The following is a 19,272-nucleotide window of genomic DNA, read 5'->3' on the forward strand; positions in this document are numbered from 1 at the left end:
CAGACCTCCTAATGCTTACCGAAATACCACCAACTACCGCCACCAACTAGTAGCACGATAGCCGCGACACCACCGATCAAACCACCCCAATGGGTCTTTTGCTGGGGAACCTGATCACTGGCACTGGCCTGCTGCGAGTCATTGCTGGCTACGTGCGACGATTGACTCACCGACTGGTTGGACGTGCTACTCGTCGTAGATGCAGACGACTTGGCTTCGGCCTTGCTGCTGGCCTGACTGGAACTAGCCGCCTGCTGACTGGTAGTGGTGGCGGCTGGCTTCACCGATGAAGCCTTCGTCGCTGGCTTCTCCTGAGTCGTCTGTTGCGCCCGCGTGGTCTGCGTCGTTGCCTTGCTCCCTAGCGCGGGTAAATTGTTGGTTTTGAAGTGAAAGGTAATATTGTGCTTAGCCTTGTAGACGTCCGGCACGTTGATTGCCAGCTTGGCGTTGATGTTGCGCTTTAAATTTGTCGTCGTAAAGCTGTAATAGACGTGTGAGTTGCCAGCACCATCCTTGACCTTTCGCACATTTTCCGGCGCGTGACCATCGACCGAGAGCACGCGAACCGGCCAACTTGTCAGCTTTTTCGCCGTCTTTAGATCCATCGTGACCACGTAGGCGTGATTTCTCACGCTCACCGTGGCGGGATGGACGAAATAGCCACTGGCCATCGAATTTTCCTTAGTGCCATACTTGAGAGCACTGTAGTCGATAGCCTGAGCATGCGCCGCAAGTGGCGCCAGCAGGGTCAATCCTCCCAGTATCGCGGCAACGGTTAACACGAAGCGTTTAATCTTGCGCATGCCGTTTCGCCTCCCAAGCCAGCAGACTTCCACTGATACTCAATCCAACCAGGCCCAAGATGGCCCATGAACCAGTGGTCTCACCGGTAGCTGGCAGCGTGGTCTTAGCGGCTTGATGGGCCGTTGGCGTCATGGTCGAGCCGTTACTCTGACCAGTGGTCTGCTTATTCTTGGTCGTTGGCAAAGCTGCCACCGCAGCGGCTGTCGCCTGATCCGCAGACCCACTTTCCGCAAACCGGAAACGAATCGGGAAGGTTTCACTGATGTTCATCGTTGGTACCGTCACGTGAATCTTCCCCGGAATCAGTTTAGCCGTCAACTCACTGGTATGCCGGATATCAAACCAATACGTCATCGTGTAGTTCTGACCACTCTGACTGTACGTCACGTGACTGGCTGGCACCGCAACCCGGTCCATTGTCTTGGGCACGACCGCCTTTGGCCCCAACTTCAGGGACTTCGCATAACTGACGGTCAAGGTTACGCGGTAGCCATTCTGACTCGGCGTCACTTTAGCCGTGTGCGTGTAGTATTGGTTAGCGTCCGAGGGTGACATGGTATCAGCCTTCAGAACCTGGTACTTCCAGTATTGTGTGGTTGGCGTGGCCGTGGTCGATTTGGCCGTAGATGTCGCCGTTTTAGTTGTTGTAGATGATTTTGGCACGCTAACTGCACTACTGGAACTAGTAGCGGTCGCCGTCAATGCCGTGGCTTGCTTGAGCAAATCAGCGGTAGTGGTACTCGTGTTATCCTTCTCAGCCTTGGCCCAGGTCAGGACCAGCCGAGCGGACTCTTTCATCTTGCCGACCGGTGTGCTTAAACTATACGTGGCCGGTAAGGGACTGGTCTGCTTCGTCAGATTGACCTGATAGATTGCCTGATCATTGACTGTTTTGACTAGCTTGGCTTGCTGCCCAGCAACCGTCATGGACTTGATATACTGCGCCCCGTTACTGGTTAGGAGCACCGTCGTCTGATCATCCTTGATACGCACAGCCGCGTACTCCCCGAAGAACTGGTTCGCCGTCGAGGTCGCCGTACTGTTCGCCTTAATGATCTTGGTTGGCACCACGTAGATTCCGTCATCTAATGTGGCAGCTTGAGCCTGTTGCCCACCGAAAGCAAGCACGGCGATAACCCCCACCACAATTAATCCTATAATATGTAAACTCTGTCGCAACTTTCGCATTGCACACTCACCCCAATTCAAATCTTTCCGTGAACGTATTCACGGGAGTTGTACCCGCTTTCATTTTACCAAACCGGTTAGCTGCCACCAAACTTATTGCCTTAAATCCCCGAACCGTTGAATTATCGAATGATAAACAAAAGATCACCGCCCCGTGACGGTGATCTCGGTATCTGCTTACTTAGCGACAGTAATGGTCTTCGTCACCGTCTTGTAACCGGCCCTGGTAGCCGTAACCTTGAGTTTCCAGTTTTTCTTAACAGCCTTCTTTAACTTGACCGTGTAGCCGGCTTTCTTAGTCGTCGTCTTGCCTAAAGTGGTCTTGTTATGCTTAACGGTCACCTTAGCACCCTTAGTCGTGGTCCCACTGACCTTCTTGGTGGATGCCTTAACTTTCTTAGTGCTCAACTTGACCTTGGTCGTTGCAGCTAGCGTACTGGTCTTAAATTTCAGGGTCGCCGCTTCGTTCATCGTAACTTCCTTACCATTCATAGGTACGGTCAACGCAAAGCCCAGCGTGTGACTCTTCTTAAGGTTGACGTTGCTGAAGGTGTAGGTGTTGCCACTGGCCTTCTTCGCCACGGTCCCCGTCTTGCCATCCAACGTCATCTGCTTGATGAATTGGCTCCCAGCCTTCGTGACGGTCAGTGTCACAGCGGCCTTCTTGCTCTTTACGGAAACAGCTGCCTTAGCGTTGAAGTAACTAGCCGCATCCGAAGCAGTCGTCGTCCCCGTCTTGTAAATAGCATACTTCACACTGTACTTCCCGTTAGCCAGCTTTGCCGCATTCAACGCCGCCGCTTGAGCTGTGGGGGCATTACTCAGTTGAACCGCCGGAATCCCAGCGCCAACACTCGTTAACATCAATAATGCACTAAACACTGTCAAAGACTTTTTCACAATGTGTCCCTCCCAAAATATGTAAAATCATCTAATTAATGAATCCGATTACATAGTAGCATGATTCATCTGTGAGCTCCACAATAAAGCCTCCATAAACGCCGCTGCAATAGGCTTATCGGGTGATTAGTGATTTTGAAATTCTACTATTTTTCTGTCTAGCTCTGAAGCCCAATCATCGGCAAGTCCCGACTCCCCCGGAGCCAAATCGCCGGTATTACGCGCAATCAACTTGACGGAAGCAAACATTGACAAAATAATTCGTAGTTTAGCGTCATCCTTATCATCTGATAAGGATAGTGTGATGTAACCAAAAAAATAGTTTGACCGGCAACTTAACTTTCCGGTCAAACTAGATGATTTATGGATTATTGAAGGCAATTAGATTATTGCTTAACTGACTAGCCATCACTTGGCTAATGCATAAAAAGCGTTCGCTCAGCTGGAGCCAGCCAGGGGTGGCGACGGCGTTAGACCGGGTGTCTGATTTTTCCCGGCCTTACACCGTGGGACACGCTTGGAAACTCGCCCGAACCTGATGAGGTTTCAAACCAAGCCGGAAGCCCGGCCTTTGGCTGCAGGCAGTCCCCACAGCGGCAGAACCCCTGACTGGCGCAAGCGGTAAACACCGTTTAGTCGTTAGCCAATATGGTTTTCGTGGAGGATGGCGTCAACTTCCTTTTGCATCTCAGCCGGCTTCTCCCACTCCTGAAAGGTCTTAAAGTCTTCAGCGGGCATGTCATAATTCTCGTTCACGTAATCCTCGTAAGCTTGCACGTGCGGCGTATGCGCAATGTTGAGCTGGAGAATCCGTACTTGTTTGATCAGTCCCCGCTCCACGGCCAATTCAGCCCGGCCGTTTTGCACCATGTCACTGATCTCCATGTATTTACTCCCGTCCAAGCGGGTAATTTCTTCGATTAAGGTAAACGTTTCATGACTTTTCATCAATTCTCACCTTTCCTATTAGACTCTCATTGCCGTCGACGGGAATGAACACTCACCGTCAATGGCATTTACCGGCTTCAATTATACAGGGTTTTAGACAAAAACAAAACCACTACCAGGGAATGGTAGTGGTCGGCATAAGAGAGAAAGAGAATTGATTAGAAGGTAATTATTAATACCTTACGAGTTATAATATACCGTTCTTTGTAAGCGCTGTCAATGCTTTTCGTGAAATAATTATTGGATTTGATGATTGTCCACGCTCATTGCCACGTCCCGTCATCGTTTAAACGTTGGTGTGACAGCATTTACATTACCTTTACAAAAGATGGCAATTATTCAACAATTATTTTATTCTTTTGGAAAGCGTTTTCGTTTTAACGCAATTTCAGCTAAATTAGCGGTTCTGTTGCGCGTATTCTCGCGGCGACAAGCCAAAATGTTTCTTGAATTCTCGACCAAAATGACTGGCATCCGCATAGGCCAGCCGCTCGGCAACTTGCTTGACCTGCATCTTGGGTTGGCGTAAGAGCTTCTTTCCCACTTCCAACTTCAGGGTAATCAGATAGCTTTGGGGCGACTCACCATAGTATTTCTTAAATAACTCCAGCGCATAGCTTTGACTAATATTGTACCGCCGTGCCACCGCCGCAATGGAAATATGCGTTGGGTGCTCGCCATAATAGATCTGATTGTCCACCTGTTGTTTCAAGTCACTAGCCAGCTTTGTACACAACAGAAACTGATCGGGATTCGTCTCGTCAAAGCTGAATTGCGCTTGCGTCTGCACGGCTTCCAAAAGAATCATGATCAATTTGATCGTATTCATCTCAATATTCAGCTTGTCCGTCAGGCCATACTTGGTTGAAAAAAGCGTGATCAGCTCCGTCGTGCAGGCCTTCAGATCCGCGTAGACCGCCCAATCCGGACGGACGATTTGATTGGCATACTCCCGCGTCAGCATGTATTTAAAGGATGGATCGTCCAAATTAAAGTGAATAGCAAAGTAGTCGAGTGGCTGGTCCCCTACCACAAAATTATTGTGCCGAATACCCGGCGGAATAATAATGAACTCGCCGGCATGGGTCACTAGCTCGCCAATCTCAGAGGTGGTCCGCTGCGTCCCGGAGACAATATACATGAGCTCAAAGGCCAAGTGAGCTTCTGGCTTCCAGTGCCAGCCCGGCGGCACGGTCTCCATGTGCCCACCGAACAATGTGAATTGCGTATTGATCAGTGGCAGTCGTTTCATGCCAATTCCCTTCTAACTTTCCTGATGAAAAAATGCGTGCAGCTCATCGACAATCAACTGGTGGTCCTCCTCTGAAGCCAGTCCCGAGACAGCAATACTACCCACGAGACCGGTGCCCTTGATGACAACGGGAAAGCCACCACCCGCAGCCGCATAGTGGCGAGCATCGAGTGCGGCGGCTTCCTCTAACGTTTGGCCCCGCGCAGCCATTTCCAATTGCTTATGCAGGCTACTGGTACCGTACTCGTAAACCGTGTTGATCTTGCGCTGTAGCCACTTATCGTTATCGATTGCCGTTCCCGGCATGGCAGCGTGGAACAACTGTTGGCGATTACGCGTGATGTCAATGGTCACGGCCGCCTGACGCTCTCTGGCCAAGGCTACCAGCTGCTGACCGATTTGGAGAGCCGTTTCGTTGCTAAACTGCGTAAACTGTAAGTCCGTTTCCTCAGCCTGGACTTCGGCCATCGTTGGCATTTTCATTAGTTGCGCCCCACTAATTGGAAAGAGTTTGGTGAGTATTGCATAAACTCAATCTGGTTGCCATCGGGATCGGCTGACCAGAGTTGATAAGACTTATCCGGTCCGAATTTGATTTCACTATTAACTGGGAGTCCTTTCGCCAGTAGCTCACGCTTGGTTGCCTCGATATCAGGGACTTCCAAACTGAGGTGGAGGTACCCACAGAGATCGTAACCGTGCGTGGCCTTAGGGAGCTGATCGTTGTCGTAGAACAACTCAAGAAATTGACCTGGTTGAATTTCCAAGTACTTAATCCACGGCCGCCCCTGCTCGTCTGGCAGTTCAAACTTGTCAGTAAAACCCAGTCCGTTGCAGTAAAAATCAACTGCGGCGGCCATATCCGTTACTTTGAATGACGCGTGTGCGATACGACTAATTTCCATAATGATAACTTCCTTTCTAGAATGCTAAGGCACTTTCCTCGGTCGGCCCCCAGAAACCATTATCCAGATAACCCGTTGGTAAAGGCTGTGGCCGGTCAAACGTAGATTGCAGGTGGTAAACCGTCTCCGTCTCGGCGCTCTGATACATGCCGTGAATCAACTCAAAGACGTGATAGGCCATCTCCATGCTGGCGCGGTGCGGCCGATTCTGCTGGATGGCCCACGCCATGTCGGCAACACCCAAGCCCCGTGAATTTTCCAAAAAACCATGGGTGAACGGAAACTTAACGGGATCGTTCAGTTGTTTGGTCAGGTAGTTGGGCGAATCAAAGTTATTGGGGTCGCCCATCTTTAAAATCCCATCGGACCCAAACAGCGTGATCTGGGGCTCCTCGTTTAAAATATTCTCGGAGTTAAAGTGAACCGTTGCCAGCACACCATTCTGATAGGCTACGGTCGCCGTCAAGATATTACCGGCCTCGACCGTTGACTTTTCGCCAAACCATGGCTTGTCGGTTCGTTGCCCAACCCGCTCCGGTTGATAACGCCGGCCAAAGGCACTCACGCTCTTGGCTGGGCCCAGAATGCTGGCCAACGCCGTAAGGTAATAACACCCTGTGTCAAACGGCAGCGTGCCCCCGCGCTGATTCATGTGGGGGAAAATATCGGCATAAACGCGAAAGTTCCGGTTCAACGAGACAACGACTGACAGCGGATCACCAATCAAGCCGTGATCCACAATGTACCGAGCCGTCTGAATCCCGCCGCCCAGGAAGGTGTCCGGCGCCACACCCAGTCGTAAATTCTTCGACCGTGCTAACTCACAGAGTTCCTGACCGTCCGCCAACTCGACCGCAATCATTTTCTCCGAAAAGACATGTTTGCCGTGTTCCAGGGCTTGTTTGATAATACTGTAGTGGGCCTTGGGGGTCGTCAGGTTCACAATCAGTTGAATCGTCGGGTCCGCCAAGATATCCGCGTAGCTCATCGCCTTGATGTGATACTTCGCTGCCTTGGCTTGCATCTTCTCTGGATTCAGGTCCGAACAGGCAACCACATTGGTCACAGCGAATTTATCCTGGAGTGACTGCAGGTAAATATCGCTGATGACCCCACACCCGACAACGGCGACGTTAATTTGTGAAATAGCCATTTAATCCCACCTCTCAATTTTTCTAATTCTGCGTATGTAACCGATTACATTTAAATCATAACAAGTTTTTCGGAATTAAACAGGGGGTAATTCTGATAAAAGTAGCCTAAATTCACACTGGGGTTGGGTGGAAGGATTGTTGCGAATTTTTTTGATGATCGGATTGGAGAAGTAAGAGAACTTTGGTTAGTGTGGTTTCAATTTTTTATGTTGACTTAGTGATCTGGACTGGTTCTTGCCTTGATATCCGGAAATATGCGACCTTCGAAACGTGTTCAGTCGGGCAGGACCCTGCGCTTAACCCAGATAAGCACCGGCTCGGCTCTGCCAAGCAGGCACTTATCTACGTTAATGCTCAGGACCTACCGCCCGCCTTCACACTCTGGTCAAAACGAGTTCCGCAAGGCAGGTCCTTCCGCTTAGAAAGCTAAGGACTCCTGTCCGGCATATCTTTTAATTTTTGTGTTGGTTTAAAGAGTTAGACTGGCTCTCGCCTTGATATCCGGAAACTTGAGGCCTCTGAAACGCGTTCACCAAGGCAGGTCCCTGCGCTTAGAAAAATAAGAGACTCCTGTCCGGCATAGCCGAACAGAAGCCTCTTATTCCCCTAATGCTCAGGACCTAAGCGCCTTGGTTCTCGCTCTTATACAAAAAGAGCACCGTCGCTGCCGACCGTGCTCCGCCATTTAGTCTTCACCAAATGAGAGATAAACCTCTATTCAATTCATTGGGAAATTAAATAAAGGGGTAAATAAATGGTAAGTTAAAGATACCATGAAAAATGAAAAAAATCTATCCATTTTATCATAGTTTTCTAATTTTTATTTAGGATTCCCAGCATCCGTATCGTGGAGAACCGTTTCTGGGTGAATCAGGTTGCCTGGGTGTTGCATGACATCCCCTACCGAGTGGCCGGAGACGTTGACGAGACACGTCAGCACGAAGACGATGGCCACCGCAAACGTTAGGAGTCGCGTGCCCCAGCCCATCTTTTCACTGATCACAGAACCGTAAAAGTCCTTCTTGACCTTGGCCGCAACGTTGGTGGCGTTTGGTTCCGCCGCTTGTAGTTCGTCCGTGACCTGCTTCTGGTAGGCATCAATATCAAAGGACTTTTGGTTTTCCTTCATTTGACGTTGGAAATGCTTCTTTTCCTTCTTCGTTTGGCCCTTGAACCACTTGGTGAATGCACGGTAATTCTTAACCACGTCAGCTGTGGCGCCAATTTCCTTCAACGTCCCATAGTGAATCCAAGCCACCCGGTCGCAAAGAATTTCAACTTGCTTCAAAGAGTGACTGACAAAGACGATGGTCTTGCCCTCATCCTTAAATTCAGCAATCTTGTCCACACACTTTTGATAGAAGGTATCGTCCCCAACGGACAAGGCTTCATCAATGATCAGGATGTCTGGGTTAACGTGCACGGCGATGGAGAAGCCCAACCGTGACTTCATCCCTGAAGAGTAACTCTTAACGGGTTGGTATAAGAAATCACCGATATCGGCGAAACCAACGATATCGTCCATCAAGGCATCGATTTCAGGATTCGTTAACCCTTGCATCAACGCCTTCAACCGGATATTTTCTAATCCCGTCAGGTTTCCACGGAGACCAGCACCAATGGCGATGATCGAGGTATCGCCACGAACATCAACGACCCCAGTTGTTTGTGGGATGATCCCGGAGATGATGTTAGACAACGTGGACTTTCCAGACCCGTTGACCCCGATCAATCCCAAAGTTTCACCAGACTTGACCTCCAGTGAAATGCCCATCAGTGACCAGAAGTGTGGTACCTTCGACCCTCTCAGGGAAAAGAACGACCGCAATTTTTCGGCTTGACTCTTGTAGAGGTCATATTCTTTCGTGACATTTTGGACCTTAATTTTGTAAGAATTATCCATGAATTAAACTTCCTAACTCAGTTATTAACGTTTTCTAGTAAGGCTCGCTGTAAACTTGCGAGCTCAGTCTTGTGTATTATACCAAAAAACTAGTGTCTGTGGGTAATTTCTCGTTGGCCTTACAAATTTCTTATAGCCCATGGTTATCTATTCCACCTGCGACAAGGACAGCAGGCTAACTTGCCCGACACAATCAAAATTGGATTGGCCAAATGAAAAGAGTCGCGCATAAACCGCGACCCTCTCCTAATTATTATTGTAGTGCGTGGGCATCGACCCAATACTTGGTCTTATTGCCGCTGAACTGAATTCGATACCAGGTCGTCTTATAGGCTGTTTTAACGCCCTTTGAATCCACCGTGACCTTAGTCCCCTTCTTGCTACCACTTGGCCACTTCGACGTTTTTTGGTCAAAGTGGGTCTTCTTAATGTGGTTGTAGAGGGTATATTTACTGTATTTACTACTGAGCTTCTTGGTACCACTCAGCTTGGTATAAACCACATAATCATACTGGGGACTAGCCGCAGCTTCAGTCGAAGCAATCCAATATTTCTTAGTTCCGACCTTGATACGGTACCAAGTCGTCTTGTAACCGTCTTGTGTCCGCACCGCTTGGTTGTCTGCCGTGTATGATTTCGCCGTTAATTTTTTGAGGGACCCCATCGCCTTAGCGAGGTAAGGTGAATTGAAGACGTGGTTATAGTAACTGCCACTCATCCCACTATTCACTTTGACCGTTGCCAAACCTTTAGTATACTTCACAGTCGGCAACGTTAGTCCCTCTGTGTAGAGCCAGTACTTTTTGGCGGTACTCTTGCTGGCGAAACGAACCCGGTACCACGTCGTCTTCTTACCCGACTTCGGATCGGTCTTCACCGCCCGCATATCCAAGTAAGCCTGTTGACCCGTGTAATCATTTAACTTGTTCCACGATGTCTTGGTAATGTCAGCACGCGTGCCCTTTACATGATTGTACAGCACGTACTTTGTATGTTTGCTGCTCAATCGCGCGGTTTGGTTTCCACTAGCACCATAGTATTTGGCCTTGGCGTAAGTGACTACAGGCGTCGTTGGCTTTGTCGTACTGGATCCCGAATCACCGGAACTGCCAGTGTTCCCATCTAACAGCGTATCCAAACTATATTGGCCAATAATCTTGATCAAGCTGGCACCATACGTCTGTGATGTCGCGTAAACACCAGTCAGCGCATTAGCCGCAGCTGCATACGTTGACGCATTCTCACGCCAAGTACCACTGTAAATTGTTGGATTATAGCTGGTTCCATTCCGCAAAAGCTGGGCATTATCGGTCATCGATGCCTTGGCGCTTGGATATTTACGAAAGTTAGCCTTCGTGTAATACATTTGACCATTGGCATCATACTCGGCCGTCTTCATACTAACGGATTGTCCGTTATAGCTTCCTTTAACGCCAAAATAGTTATTGGCTTGGGTCGTTAAGTCACTGGTCCCCCAGGCGCTCTCTAAGGCCGCCTGAGCCATCATGACGGACGGGTAGAGTTTGTATTGGTTAGCTACAGACACTACTGGACTCTTCAACTGGGTGATAAAACCTTGAGGATCTGTGGTCGCCGCATGACCTGTGCCCCCAATGCTACTCAAGCTCACACCCACCACGAGTGCGGCCAATAGCCATTTCTTAGTTCGCTTCATCTTACCAATTTCCCCCTTAAAATCGCTTCCAAGTTAAGAATAACATAACTTGTGGAGGTGCTTAAAGAAAAATTGATAAGATTTAAGTGTAATTCCAAGTTGGTTAGTGCAGTTGACTGGCAGCCGCTTCATCCAAAATCACGTGAACGTTTGGATGCGTCTGCAAGTAACTGGCTGGAACGTCGGGCGTCACAGGGCCTTGAATCATGGCAGCAACTGCGGCAGCCTTGGCTTCACCGTAGGCTACAATCAGAATTTGCTTAGCCTGTAAAATGGAGCCAATACCCATAGAATAGGCGTAACGCGGCACCTCGTCAGCATCATCGAAGAATCGCGCATTTGCAGCAATCGTTGAGGACGTCAGCGCGACCTTGTGTGTCGTTGACTTAGGATAAGTCCCCGGTTCGTTGAACCCGATGTGGCCGTTCTGACCCAGGCCGAGTAATTGTAAGTCAATTGGATTTTCTGCAATGATTTGATCGTATTCGTGCGTTGCTGCCGTTGCGTCCAGATTAGACCCATCTGGTACATAAGAATTGGCAAACGGCTTCTGGTTAAACAAATGATGTTGCATGAAGTAATGGTAGCTTTGCGGATGGTCCGCATTCAAGCCCACGTATTCGTCAAGATTGACGGACGTTAACTGGCTGAAGTCCAGATCACTCGCCACGAGTTGTTCATAGATTGTTACGGGCGTACTCCCAGTTGCCAGGCCTAAAACCTTGGCCCCGTTAGTAATGGCTTGTTGGAATACATTAAAACCAGCCTGACCCCCGGCCAATTTGTCACTGACGATTTGGACATTCATGTTTGTTAATTGCTTCATTTCATTCAGTCTCCCTCTCCTAATGGTATAGTCCAATTATAAATGCTCTATACCAATCTTTCAAGTAAAATGCTCATCTTTTCCAACTTTTTTTGAAAACTGACCGTAAATCTATGAAACATCCCATCATGTAATAACCTGGTAAACTACTATCCATCCAACAATCTACGTCACTCATTCATCCACTCATCCAACAAAAAAGGATGTCCACTGCTCTTAACAGTGACCACCCTATTTCCGACGAACACCCCGTCGGTTGGCGCTTAACGCATTTTGTTGTTTTTTGAATTTATCAAACGTCGCATCTCGTTGCTTCTGGTTTTTATGAGCATCGACTCGTTTCGTATACTTCATCATTTTCACCTCGTTTTCTCAAAGTTTTCATGAATGTACTATACAACGAAAGCCCGCATTACGCAAGAGAAATGCCCTTTAACCAGCTAGATTCATCCCCAAAAAATAAAAAGAGGAACCCCACACCAGCAGGATTCCTCTCGAAATATTTAAAATTTAATGGTCAATCTATTCGACGGTAACACTCTTAGCCAAGTTCCGTGGCTTGTCCACGTCAAGGCCCTTGTTCAAGCTGGTGTAGTAAGCCAACAGTTGGGCTGGCACAACACTCAGTAATGGCATTAACATTTCGTCAACGTCTGGCAAGATCAAGTCGTCGCCGTCAATAGCGAGGCCTTCACGCACGATAGTCAAGGTCTTGGCACCACGAGCCATGGTTTCTTGCAGGTTGCTCCGCGTCAGGCCGGCCGTCTTGGCTTGCGTAATGAAACCGATAACTGGCGTGTCCTTTTCGATCAAAGCAATCGTCCCGTGCTTCAGTTCACCGGAGGCAAACCCTTCAGCTTGGACGTAAGAAATTTCCTTCAGCTTCAAGGCAGCTTCCAGAGAAACCGCGTGGTCGATCCCCCGGCCAATGTAGAAGGCCCGGTTAGACTGCATCAGGTAGTCGTTGGCAATCTTTTCCAACGTGTCCTTTTCGTCCACGATAGCTTGCATCCCGGTAGCGACCAAACCAAGTTGTTGGCGAATGTTGAAGTCTTGCGCCACAATTTGACCAGTCACTTCGCCGAGAGCCTTAGCCAAGATGGCTTCCAATGCGATTTGAGCAGTGTAGGCCTTGGTTGAAGCCACGGCGATTTCTGGACCGGCATGGAGTAACAACGTGTAGGTTGCTTCACGCGATAACGTAGAGTTCTGAACGTTGGTAATCGTCAAGCTTGGGTAACCAGCGTCGTTAACGTTAACCAGAACTTCACGACTGTCAGCCGTTTCACCTGACTGTGTCAGGAAGATAAAGAATGGCTTCTCAGACAGCATTGGTTGTTCGTAAGCAAATTCAGAAGAAACGTGCACTTCCGTTGGAATGTGGGCCAACTTTTCAAAGAGCCGCTTCCCAACTAACCCGGCGTGGTAACTCGTCCCAGCACCCACGATGTACAGACGATCAGCTGCTTCCATAGCCTTGATCAACTTGTCATCAATCTGAGGCACACCATGTTCTGACAGGTAAGTCTGAGCCAACTTACGCATAACATTAGGTTGTTCGTCAACTTCCTTTAACATGTAGAATGGGTAAGTCCCTTTGTCAGCTTCGTCAGCGTTCATGTCAACGTGGAATGGCTTCCGTTCAACGGGATTGCCTTCGGCGTCTTGAATGGCAACCTTACCTGGGGTGATGGTAACGACTTCGCCATCCATCAATTCTAAGAAGTCATGGGTTTCCGTCAACATAGCCAAAGCATCGGAGCAGACCACGTTAAAGCCATCGCCGACACCGATTAACAGTGGACTCTTGTTCTTAGCAACGAATAACGTGTCTGGTTGTTCGCGGTCCATCATTAAGAAGGCGTATGAGGAACCCTTTAACAGGCTCAACGTCTTCAGAAAAGCAGACTTAGCGTCCAAGTTGTCTTCAACGGCAAACTTGTCAATCAATTGGACAACAACTTCAGTATCGGTTTGGCTCTTGAAAGGAACATCGCTCAAGTACTTAGCTTTCAGTTCTTGGAAGTTGTCGATCACACCGTTGTGAACCAGGTAGAAACGGTCATCGTTGGAGAAATGTGGGTGAGCGTTGTCCACGCTAACTACCCCATGAGTAGCCCAACGCGTATGACCGATACCGGTTGACCCGTGAACGTCAGGGGTCACCTTAGACCGCAATTCGGAGATCCGGCCCTTAGTCTTGACCAAGTAGTCCTCACCCTTCTGATCATTTACGTAGATCCCGGCTGAGTCATAACCCCGGTATTCCAGCTTCTGTAGTCCGTTCAGTAAGATTTTAACGGCATTGTCATTACCAGTAACACCAACAATTCCACACATAAGTTGTCTTCCTTTTCTCGACGCCAGTCCCAAATCACTGGGAGGGTCGGTTAATTTAATTGAGAAATGTATCTGTTTTCTTTGAAATTGGTATAGACTGAAACGTCTTGAAAAACATTTCTGAATGACTATACTTTACAGTGTTTCTTAGGGGTTGTCAATTAAAAAACTCGAAACTGGTCTATCATATTATTTATAATCTAATTTTCTGAAAAAGGCGCCCTGCCAACGCGGCAAGGTGCCCTTTTTCAACTGGTTTTACAATTTCAATTTTTAAGCTATGTTCTCGGGTCGCCTTGCCGGGTGGCGAAAATAATCCGGAACGCCTGGGCGGACGTCGGAAGCCACAGAGCGGTCTTCCAACTGAGTTTTGAACCTCCAAAATCGAGTTTCAAAGCTCCCAATTCTCTAGGTGGCCAAACCCAGCCACCAAGAGAATTCCCACGGCTGGAATTATTTTCACCACCCTCACGGCTTACACTAGTTCAAATCATTCAAATAGTGTCTGCAGTAAACCACAGATGCACGCATACTGTTCATCTGCAAATTTATCTATCACTTAACCCCGCTATTCCAGTCAAACTGATGTGACACGACTCACAACAGACGCCATTAAAAACCGAACGTAGCCGCAGGCGGACAGGGATGGAGTCGGCTGTGTCGATGGCGTTGGCTGGCGTCTCTTGGCAGCCTACCCCATGGGACACCTTGGAGACACGCGATTTTCGTGGCTTCAAGGTGAGTCGTCAGACCACTTTCTGGCTGACGGCGTTCCCCATAGACGACGGAATCCCTGGCCGTCAAAGACAACCCCGACGCTTCTAAATTGAAGCTAACGAGTCGACCGACAGTCAGCGTGGAATTGCCACTCGCAAGTAGCAAATTCACACAGCATAAGCCGTGAGGGTGGCACAAATGAACTCAGCGGTGGGAATTATCTTAGCGGCGCTTTTTGCCGGTTAGATAATTGGTGTCTTTGAAACTCGTTTCTCAGAGGTTCAAAGCAAGCCTAAAGACCGCTTTTTGGCTTTAGGCGTCCGCCCTCCACGTTCCAGTTCATTTGTGCCACCCGGTAAGGCGTCGGTCATGACCAAATTGAGACGCTCAAGCTTATTCCACGCCGACTTCGGCGCGGACGACATCGGCGATACGATCGACGTATCCCGCCACTGCCTCTTCAGTTGGGGCTTCTGCCATCACACGTAGCAAGGGTTCCGTCCCGGAAGGCCGTACTAAGACCCGACCGTCACCATCCATTTCCTTTTCGACGGTGGCAATGATGTCTTGGACCTTAGGATTTTCTTGAGCGGCTTGCTTGTCGGCAACCTTAATGTTAACCAACTTTTGCGGATAAGTCGTGACATCGGCTGCTAATTCAGACAGCTTCTTGCCAGTTACCTTTAAGATGTGAAGTAATTGCAAGCTGGTCAACAGGCCATCGCCAGTCGTGTTGAAGTCTAAGAACACCACGTGCCCAGACTGTTCGCCACCCAGGTTGTACCCGGACTTCCGCATTTCTTCAACCACGTAACGGTCCCCAACCTTCGTCTTGACTGACTTCAAGTTGTGGGCTTCCATGGCTTTGTACATCCCCAGATTACTCATCACCGTGGTGACGATCGTATCCTTCTTCAGGCGGCCGTGTTCAGCCATATACTTGCCACAGATGTACATGATCTTATCGCCATCGACGATATTTCCTTTTTCATCGACCGCAATGCAACGATCACCGTCGCCATCAAAGGCCAACCCAATTTGGGCACCCTTTTCAACGACGAACTTTTGTAATTGTTCTGGGTGCGTTGAGCCGACTTGATCGTTGATGTTCAGACCATTAGGTGTCGTGGCAATCGTGTCGAAGTCCAGGTTCAGATCAGCATATAACCGAGAAACCAAACCACTCGTGGCCCCATTAGCGGAGTCCACGGCAATGTGCAGGCCTTCCAGGTCATCGGCAATCGTTTGTTCCAGGAATTGAATGTACTTTTGGCTACCTTCGGAGTAGTCCTCGACTGTGCCTAAACCGTCCGTTGCTGGACGTGGTTGGTCGTCGCTAGGTGCATCCAACAAGGCTTCGATTTCTTCTTCCATTTCGTCGGACAGCTTGTAGCCATCGTTCCCAAAGTACTTGATTCCGTTGTATTCAACGGGATTGTGGGAAGCCGTAATCATGACCCCGGCTGCGGCACCTTGCGTCCGTACTAAGTAAGCAACGGCTGGCGTTGAAATGACGCCTAACCGCAGAACTTCGATACCGACCGACAGGAGGCCGGAAACCAATGCATTTTCCAGTAATTGCCCCGAGATCCGCGTGTCACGAGCCACTAGGACTTGTGGATGCTTGTTTTCGCTATCAGCGTGTTGCGTCAAAACGTAACCACCATACCGGCCAACTTTAAAGGCCAACTCTGGGGTTAATTCTTGGTTAGCAACGCCCCGGACACCATCAGTTCCAAAATACTTCATCGTCATATTCCTCATTTCTCAAACAATTTTTTTAATTTGCTGTGGCCTTGATCGTCACCTTAATGGTGGAGGGATCGAACGCCGTTACATTATTATCACTCGTGTCGAGCGTGACCGTCTTGGTTGTATTATTCTTAACGTCACTGACATCGACATCGACTGCCACGTTATCTAAATCCTTTAATTGCGAGGCACTCCCATACGCAGTAACTTTGGTGACGTTACTGGTTAGTTTATACGTCGTTCCGGACGACCCATTCTTCGCGTTCAGGTCTAAGCCGACCTTCTTACTCTCGCCATCCGAAGTGATCGGCAGGTTAACGGTAGTCGTCGACGGCGTCAAAATGACGTTGACCGTCTTACCACTGCTATCCAGGGCTTCGATTACGGCTTGGCTATTCACGGTCTTCTTCGAGTTCTGAGGCACCGTCAATTGGGCCGTCACTTGCTTGATCCGTGAAATCTCATTGGCTGCCCCGGTCGCCTTAACGCTGGTGACATCGGAAGTTGCCTTCCCAGCGGAATATCCCGCCGCAATGTTTTGGCTATTGTAGCGCACCTTCACGGGAAAGGATACCGTCTTGCGGGGTTCAATATCCACCGTAATCTTCGCCGGTGAAATACTCGACTCGATCTCATGGTTCAATCCCTCTTGATGCAGCGTGACGCGATGCTTGCCGACGCCCAGATCACTCAAGGCCGCATAGACCTTAAAATTCTGAGTATTAGCCGTCGTGGTCACTAACGCCAGCGGCCCCCGTAAGGTCACCTTGACCTTTTGCGGATACCCCGTCACGAAGTACTTATTGCTGTTGACGTTGAGCTGTAAAGGGACCGATACCGTCATCGTCTTCGTCGCCGTTAGTGACGTATTCGTATTAGACGTCGTTGACTGCGAGTTGTTGGACGATTTTGTACTGTTCACATAAAAGAATAGCAGAATGGCTAAAATGAGGGCGAGAATGCGGTATAGCCACGTTGTGTAACGCTCGTTTTTCATCAGCGCCGCCCCCCTCTGAAGCGTTCATCAAACCAGTCCAACGCCTTAACTAAGACATTGCTGTTGTTGGCCGCTTCTTCATTAACTAACTCATCGCGCAAGAACTTCAGGTAATCGGCCTGCGTCAAGCCCCGTAAGAGCTCGTTATTCTTGGTAATGGAGACCTCACCCGTTTCTTCTGAAATAACGATGGTCAAGGCATCCGTCACTTCGGAAATTCCGACGGCCGCCCGGTGACGCGTTCCCAATTCTTTAGGAATCAGGTTACTTTCAGACAGCGGTAGGTAAGCCGCAGCTACAGCGATTCGGTTGTCTCGAATAATGACCGCGCCATCGTGCAAGGGTGTATTGGGAATAAAGATGTTGATCAGCAGTTCTCCGGTCAGCTCTGCATCCAAGTCGATCCCCGTCTCAATATAATCCTCAAGCCCGGTATCGCGCTGAATGGTCATTAACGCCCCAATTCGTCGTTTCGACATGTATTGAATGGCCTTATCCAGGCCCTCAATCATGTGATTGGCCGCCTCATTTTCATGCCGGATCCGCACGAACAAGGAGCCCCGACCCAAATGTTCCAGCCCACGTCGAATCTCGGGCTGGAAGATGATGATAATGGCGATGACCCCCCAGTTGATCACCTGATCGACCAGCCACGAAACCGTGTTGAGGCCGAGGTAAGCACTGACGAACTTCACCAGTAAAATTAAAATGACGCCCCGGAAGAGCTGAATAGCTTTGGTTCCCCGTAACATCACGATTAATTCATAAATGACAAACCAAACGACAAGAATGTCGAGTAGGTTGACTAGATTCCCTATTGTAAGGAGATTGCCCCAATCCAGGTTCATGACTTTCCCTCCAAATTGAATTCAGATTTCATTATAGCACGGCCCCGCTTACATTTCGCCCTGAATCCTCAGAAACGCCGGAATTCGCCGGTCATTGGTCGCAAAATTTACAGAAACGTTAAGCTCTACTTAAATCGACAATTTCTGGAAAATATTTCATCCAAATTCTGGTAAACTAGAAGTCATATTCCGTTCGTTTTCAGCATAAAGGCTGTAGAATGAGGGTAGATATTTCGTGAGAGGATTGGTGATGGCAAATGAATCGGCGGGCCCGGTGGGAAATTCGAATATTCTTCGTGGCATGGCTGATTTTCCTGTATTTCCGCGCCAAGGATCCTTTTTCCTTCCTGGTGCTAAATACCTTTCTGGGGTACATCCCGATTGAGCTGAGCTTTCACCTGGGGAAGACCCGCCCCAAGAGTGCCTGGCTATTCTGGCCGTTACTACTCCTGTGGCTCCTCTTCTACCCCAACGCGCCGTATCTGCTGACCGACCTGTTCCACCTGTCGCTCCTGCAGCCATACGCCTTGAGTGGCCTATTACGGGTCACGCCACACCTGTGGATCTACTTCACTTACATGATAATTAGCGCCATGAGCTGTACGCTACTGGGCTTTTGGAGCCTCAACTACGTCAGCCAGGTCATCAGTCAACGCATCGCCAAGGGCAATGGTATCGCCCGCGTCGTCATCGTCGTCATCCTGACCTTCCTAACGTCGGTAGGTCTCTACATTGGTCGTTTCTTACGGATCCACACCATTTACCTCTTCATCAATCCGGAGCAGTTCATCCGCCCCATCATGGATATGTGGACCAGCAACATGTGGATATTCGTGGGATTACTGACGTTCATTCAGCTATTCTGTTATTGGATTCTGTATCTCGTTATGCACAACACGGTGCAAAGTGAATTACCCGATTAAAGGTTCAGAGAGCGGAGCAAGCCGTTTAGATTCTGAGCATTAGGGAAATAAGGGCTTCTGTTCGGCAACCGCCGGACAGAAGTCCTTATTTTGCTAAGCGGAAGAATCTGGCTTGCGTAGCTCGTTTCGGAGGCCGCAAG

Annotated in this window: 17 protein-coding genes; 1 reads left to right on the forward strand and 16 read right to left on the reverse strand. The window is 49.1% G+C overall.

Features of this window, described 5'->3' with window-relative positions; genetic code table 11:
• Window positions 1–8: 8 nt before the first annotated feature.
• The 16 genes from EKM73_RS08900 to cdaA all read right to left on the reverse strand — a co-directional run bounded on the left by EKM73_RS08900 (window position 9) and on the right by cdaA (window position 18,209).
• The gene (locus tag EKM73_RS08900) at window positions 9–803 is read right to left on the reverse strand and encodes an NEAT domain-containing protein (protein WP_125701574.1); all 795 of its coding nucleotides are present in this window, start codon (window positions 801–803) and stop codon (window positions 9–11) included.
• The gene (locus EKM73_RS08905) at window positions 790–1,992 is read right to left on the reverse strand and encodes an NEAT domain-containing protein (RefSeq protein WP_225421361.1); all 1,203 of its coding nucleotides are present in this window, start codon (window positions 1,990–1,992) and stop codon (window positions 790–792) included. Before EKM73_RS08905 ends, EKM73_RS08900 begins: the two co-directional genes overlap by 14 nt.
• A 177-nt stretch (window positions 1,993–2,169) precedes the next feature.
• Complete coding sequence (locus EKM73_RS08910) at window positions 2,170–2,892, reverse strand: NEAT domain-containing protein (RefSeq protein WP_125701575.1); 723 nt, start codon at window positions 2,890–2,892, stop codon at window positions 2,170–2,172.
• Window positions 2,893–3,531: 639 nt separating this feature from the next.
• On the reverse strand, window positions 3,532–3,840 hold the full coding sequence (locus EKM73_RS08920) for a hypothetical protein (protein WP_125701576.1): 309 nt from the start codon (window positions 3,838–3,840) through the stop codon (window positions 3,532–3,534).
• Window positions 3,841–4,237: 397 nt separating this feature from the next.
• Window positions 4,238–5,092: an AraC family transcriptional regulator gene (locus EKM73_RS08925; RefSeq protein WP_125701577.1), complete on the reverse strand. Its 855-nt coding sequence runs from the start codon at window positions 5,090–5,092 to the stop codon at window positions 4,238–4,240.
• Between the two features lie 12 nt (window positions 5,093–5,104).
• On the reverse strand, window positions 5,105–5,575 hold the full coding sequence (locus EKM73_RS08930) for a heme-degrading domain-containing protein (RefSeq protein ID WP_125701578.1): 471 nt from the start codon (window positions 5,573–5,575) through the stop codon (window positions 5,105–5,107).
• On the reverse strand, window positions 5,575–5,997 hold the full coding sequence (locus tag EKM73_RS08935) for a VOC family protein (RefSeq protein ID WP_125701579.1): 423 nt from the start codon (window positions 5,995–5,997) through the stop codon (window positions 5,575–5,577). The genes EKM73_RS08930 and EKM73_RS08935 overlap by 1 nt, the downstream gene beginning before the upstream one ends.
• A 16-nt stretch (window positions 5,998–6,013) precedes the next feature.
• The gene (locus EKM73_RS08940; RefSeq protein ID WP_125701580.1) at window positions 6,014–7,150 is read right to left on the reverse strand and encodes a Gfo/Idh/MocA family protein; all 1,137 of its coding nucleotides are present in this window, start codon (window positions 7,148–7,150) and stop codon (window positions 6,014–6,016) included.
• Window positions 7,151–7,971: 821 nt separating this feature from the next.
• On the reverse strand, window positions 7,972–9,054 hold the full coding sequence (locus tag EKM73_RS08945; protein ID WP_125701581.1) for an ABC transporter ATP-binding protein: 1,083 nt from the start codon (window positions 9,052–9,054) through the stop codon (window positions 7,972–7,974).
• Between the two features lie 253 nt (window positions 9,055–9,307).
• Complete coding sequence (locus EKM73_RS08950; RefSeq protein WP_125701582.1) at window positions 9,308–10,729, reverse strand: glucosaminidase domain-containing protein; 1,422 nt, start codon at window positions 10,727–10,729, stop codon at window positions 9,308–9,310.
• 103 nt (window positions 10,730–10,832) lie between these two features.
• Window positions 10,833–11,537: a glucosamine-6-phosphate deaminase gene (locus EKM73_RS08955; protein ID WP_125701606.1), complete on the reverse strand. Its 705-nt coding sequence runs from the start codon at window positions 11,535–11,537 to the stop codon at window positions 10,833–10,835.
• A gap of 249 nt (window positions 11,538–11,786) precedes the next feature.
• A complete protein-coding gene (locus tag EKM73_RS12965; RefSeq protein ID WP_020088250.1) occupies window positions 11,787–11,909 on the reverse strand; it encodes a hypothetical protein in 123 nt (40 codons plus the stop codon).
• A 168-nt stretch (window positions 11,910–12,077) separates the two neighbouring features.
• Complete coding sequence (gene glmS, locus EKM73_RS08965) at window positions 12,078–13,895, reverse strand: glutamine--fructose-6-phosphate transaminase (isomerizing) (protein WP_125701583.1); 1,818 nt, start codon at window positions 13,893–13,895, stop codon at window positions 12,078–12,080.
• A 1,110-nt stretch (window positions 13,896–15,005) separates the two neighbouring features.
• Window positions 15,006–16,361: a phosphoglucosamine mutase gene (gene glmM, locus EKM73_RS08970; RefSeq protein ID WP_125701584.1), complete on the reverse strand. Its 1,356-nt coding sequence runs from the start codon at window positions 16,359–16,361 to the stop codon at window positions 15,006–15,008.
• A 31-nt stretch (window positions 16,362–16,392) separates the two neighbouring features.
• On the reverse strand, window positions 16,393–17,361 hold the full coding sequence (locus EKM73_RS08975) for a CdaR family protein (protein WP_125701585.1): 969 nt from the start codon (window positions 17,359–17,361) through the stop codon (window positions 16,393–16,395).
• Window positions 17,361–18,209: a diadenylate cyclase CdaA gene (gene cdaA / locus EKM73_RS08980; protein WP_125701586.1), complete on the reverse strand. Its 849-nt coding sequence runs from the start codon at window positions 18,207–18,209 to the stop codon at window positions 17,361–17,363. The genes EKM73_RS08975 and cdaA overlap by 1 nt, the downstream gene beginning before the upstream one ends.
• Window positions 18,210–18,466: 257 nt before the next feature.
• Here cdaA and EKM73_RS08985 point away from each other — a divergent pair, with 257 nt between their 5' ends.
• On the forward strand, window positions 18,467–19,132 hold the full coding sequence (locus EKM73_RS08985) for a DUF1361 domain-containing protein (RefSeq protein WP_125701587.1): 666 nt from the start codon (window positions 18,467–18,469) through the stop codon (window positions 19,130–19,132).
• Window positions 19,133–19,272: the final 140 nt, after the last annotated feature.

This window comes from Levilactobacillus fuyuanensis (assembly GCF_003946395.1).
Lineage (GTDB): Bacteria > Bacillota > Bacilli > Lactobacillales > Lactobacillaceae > Levilactobacillus > Levilactobacillus fuyuanensis.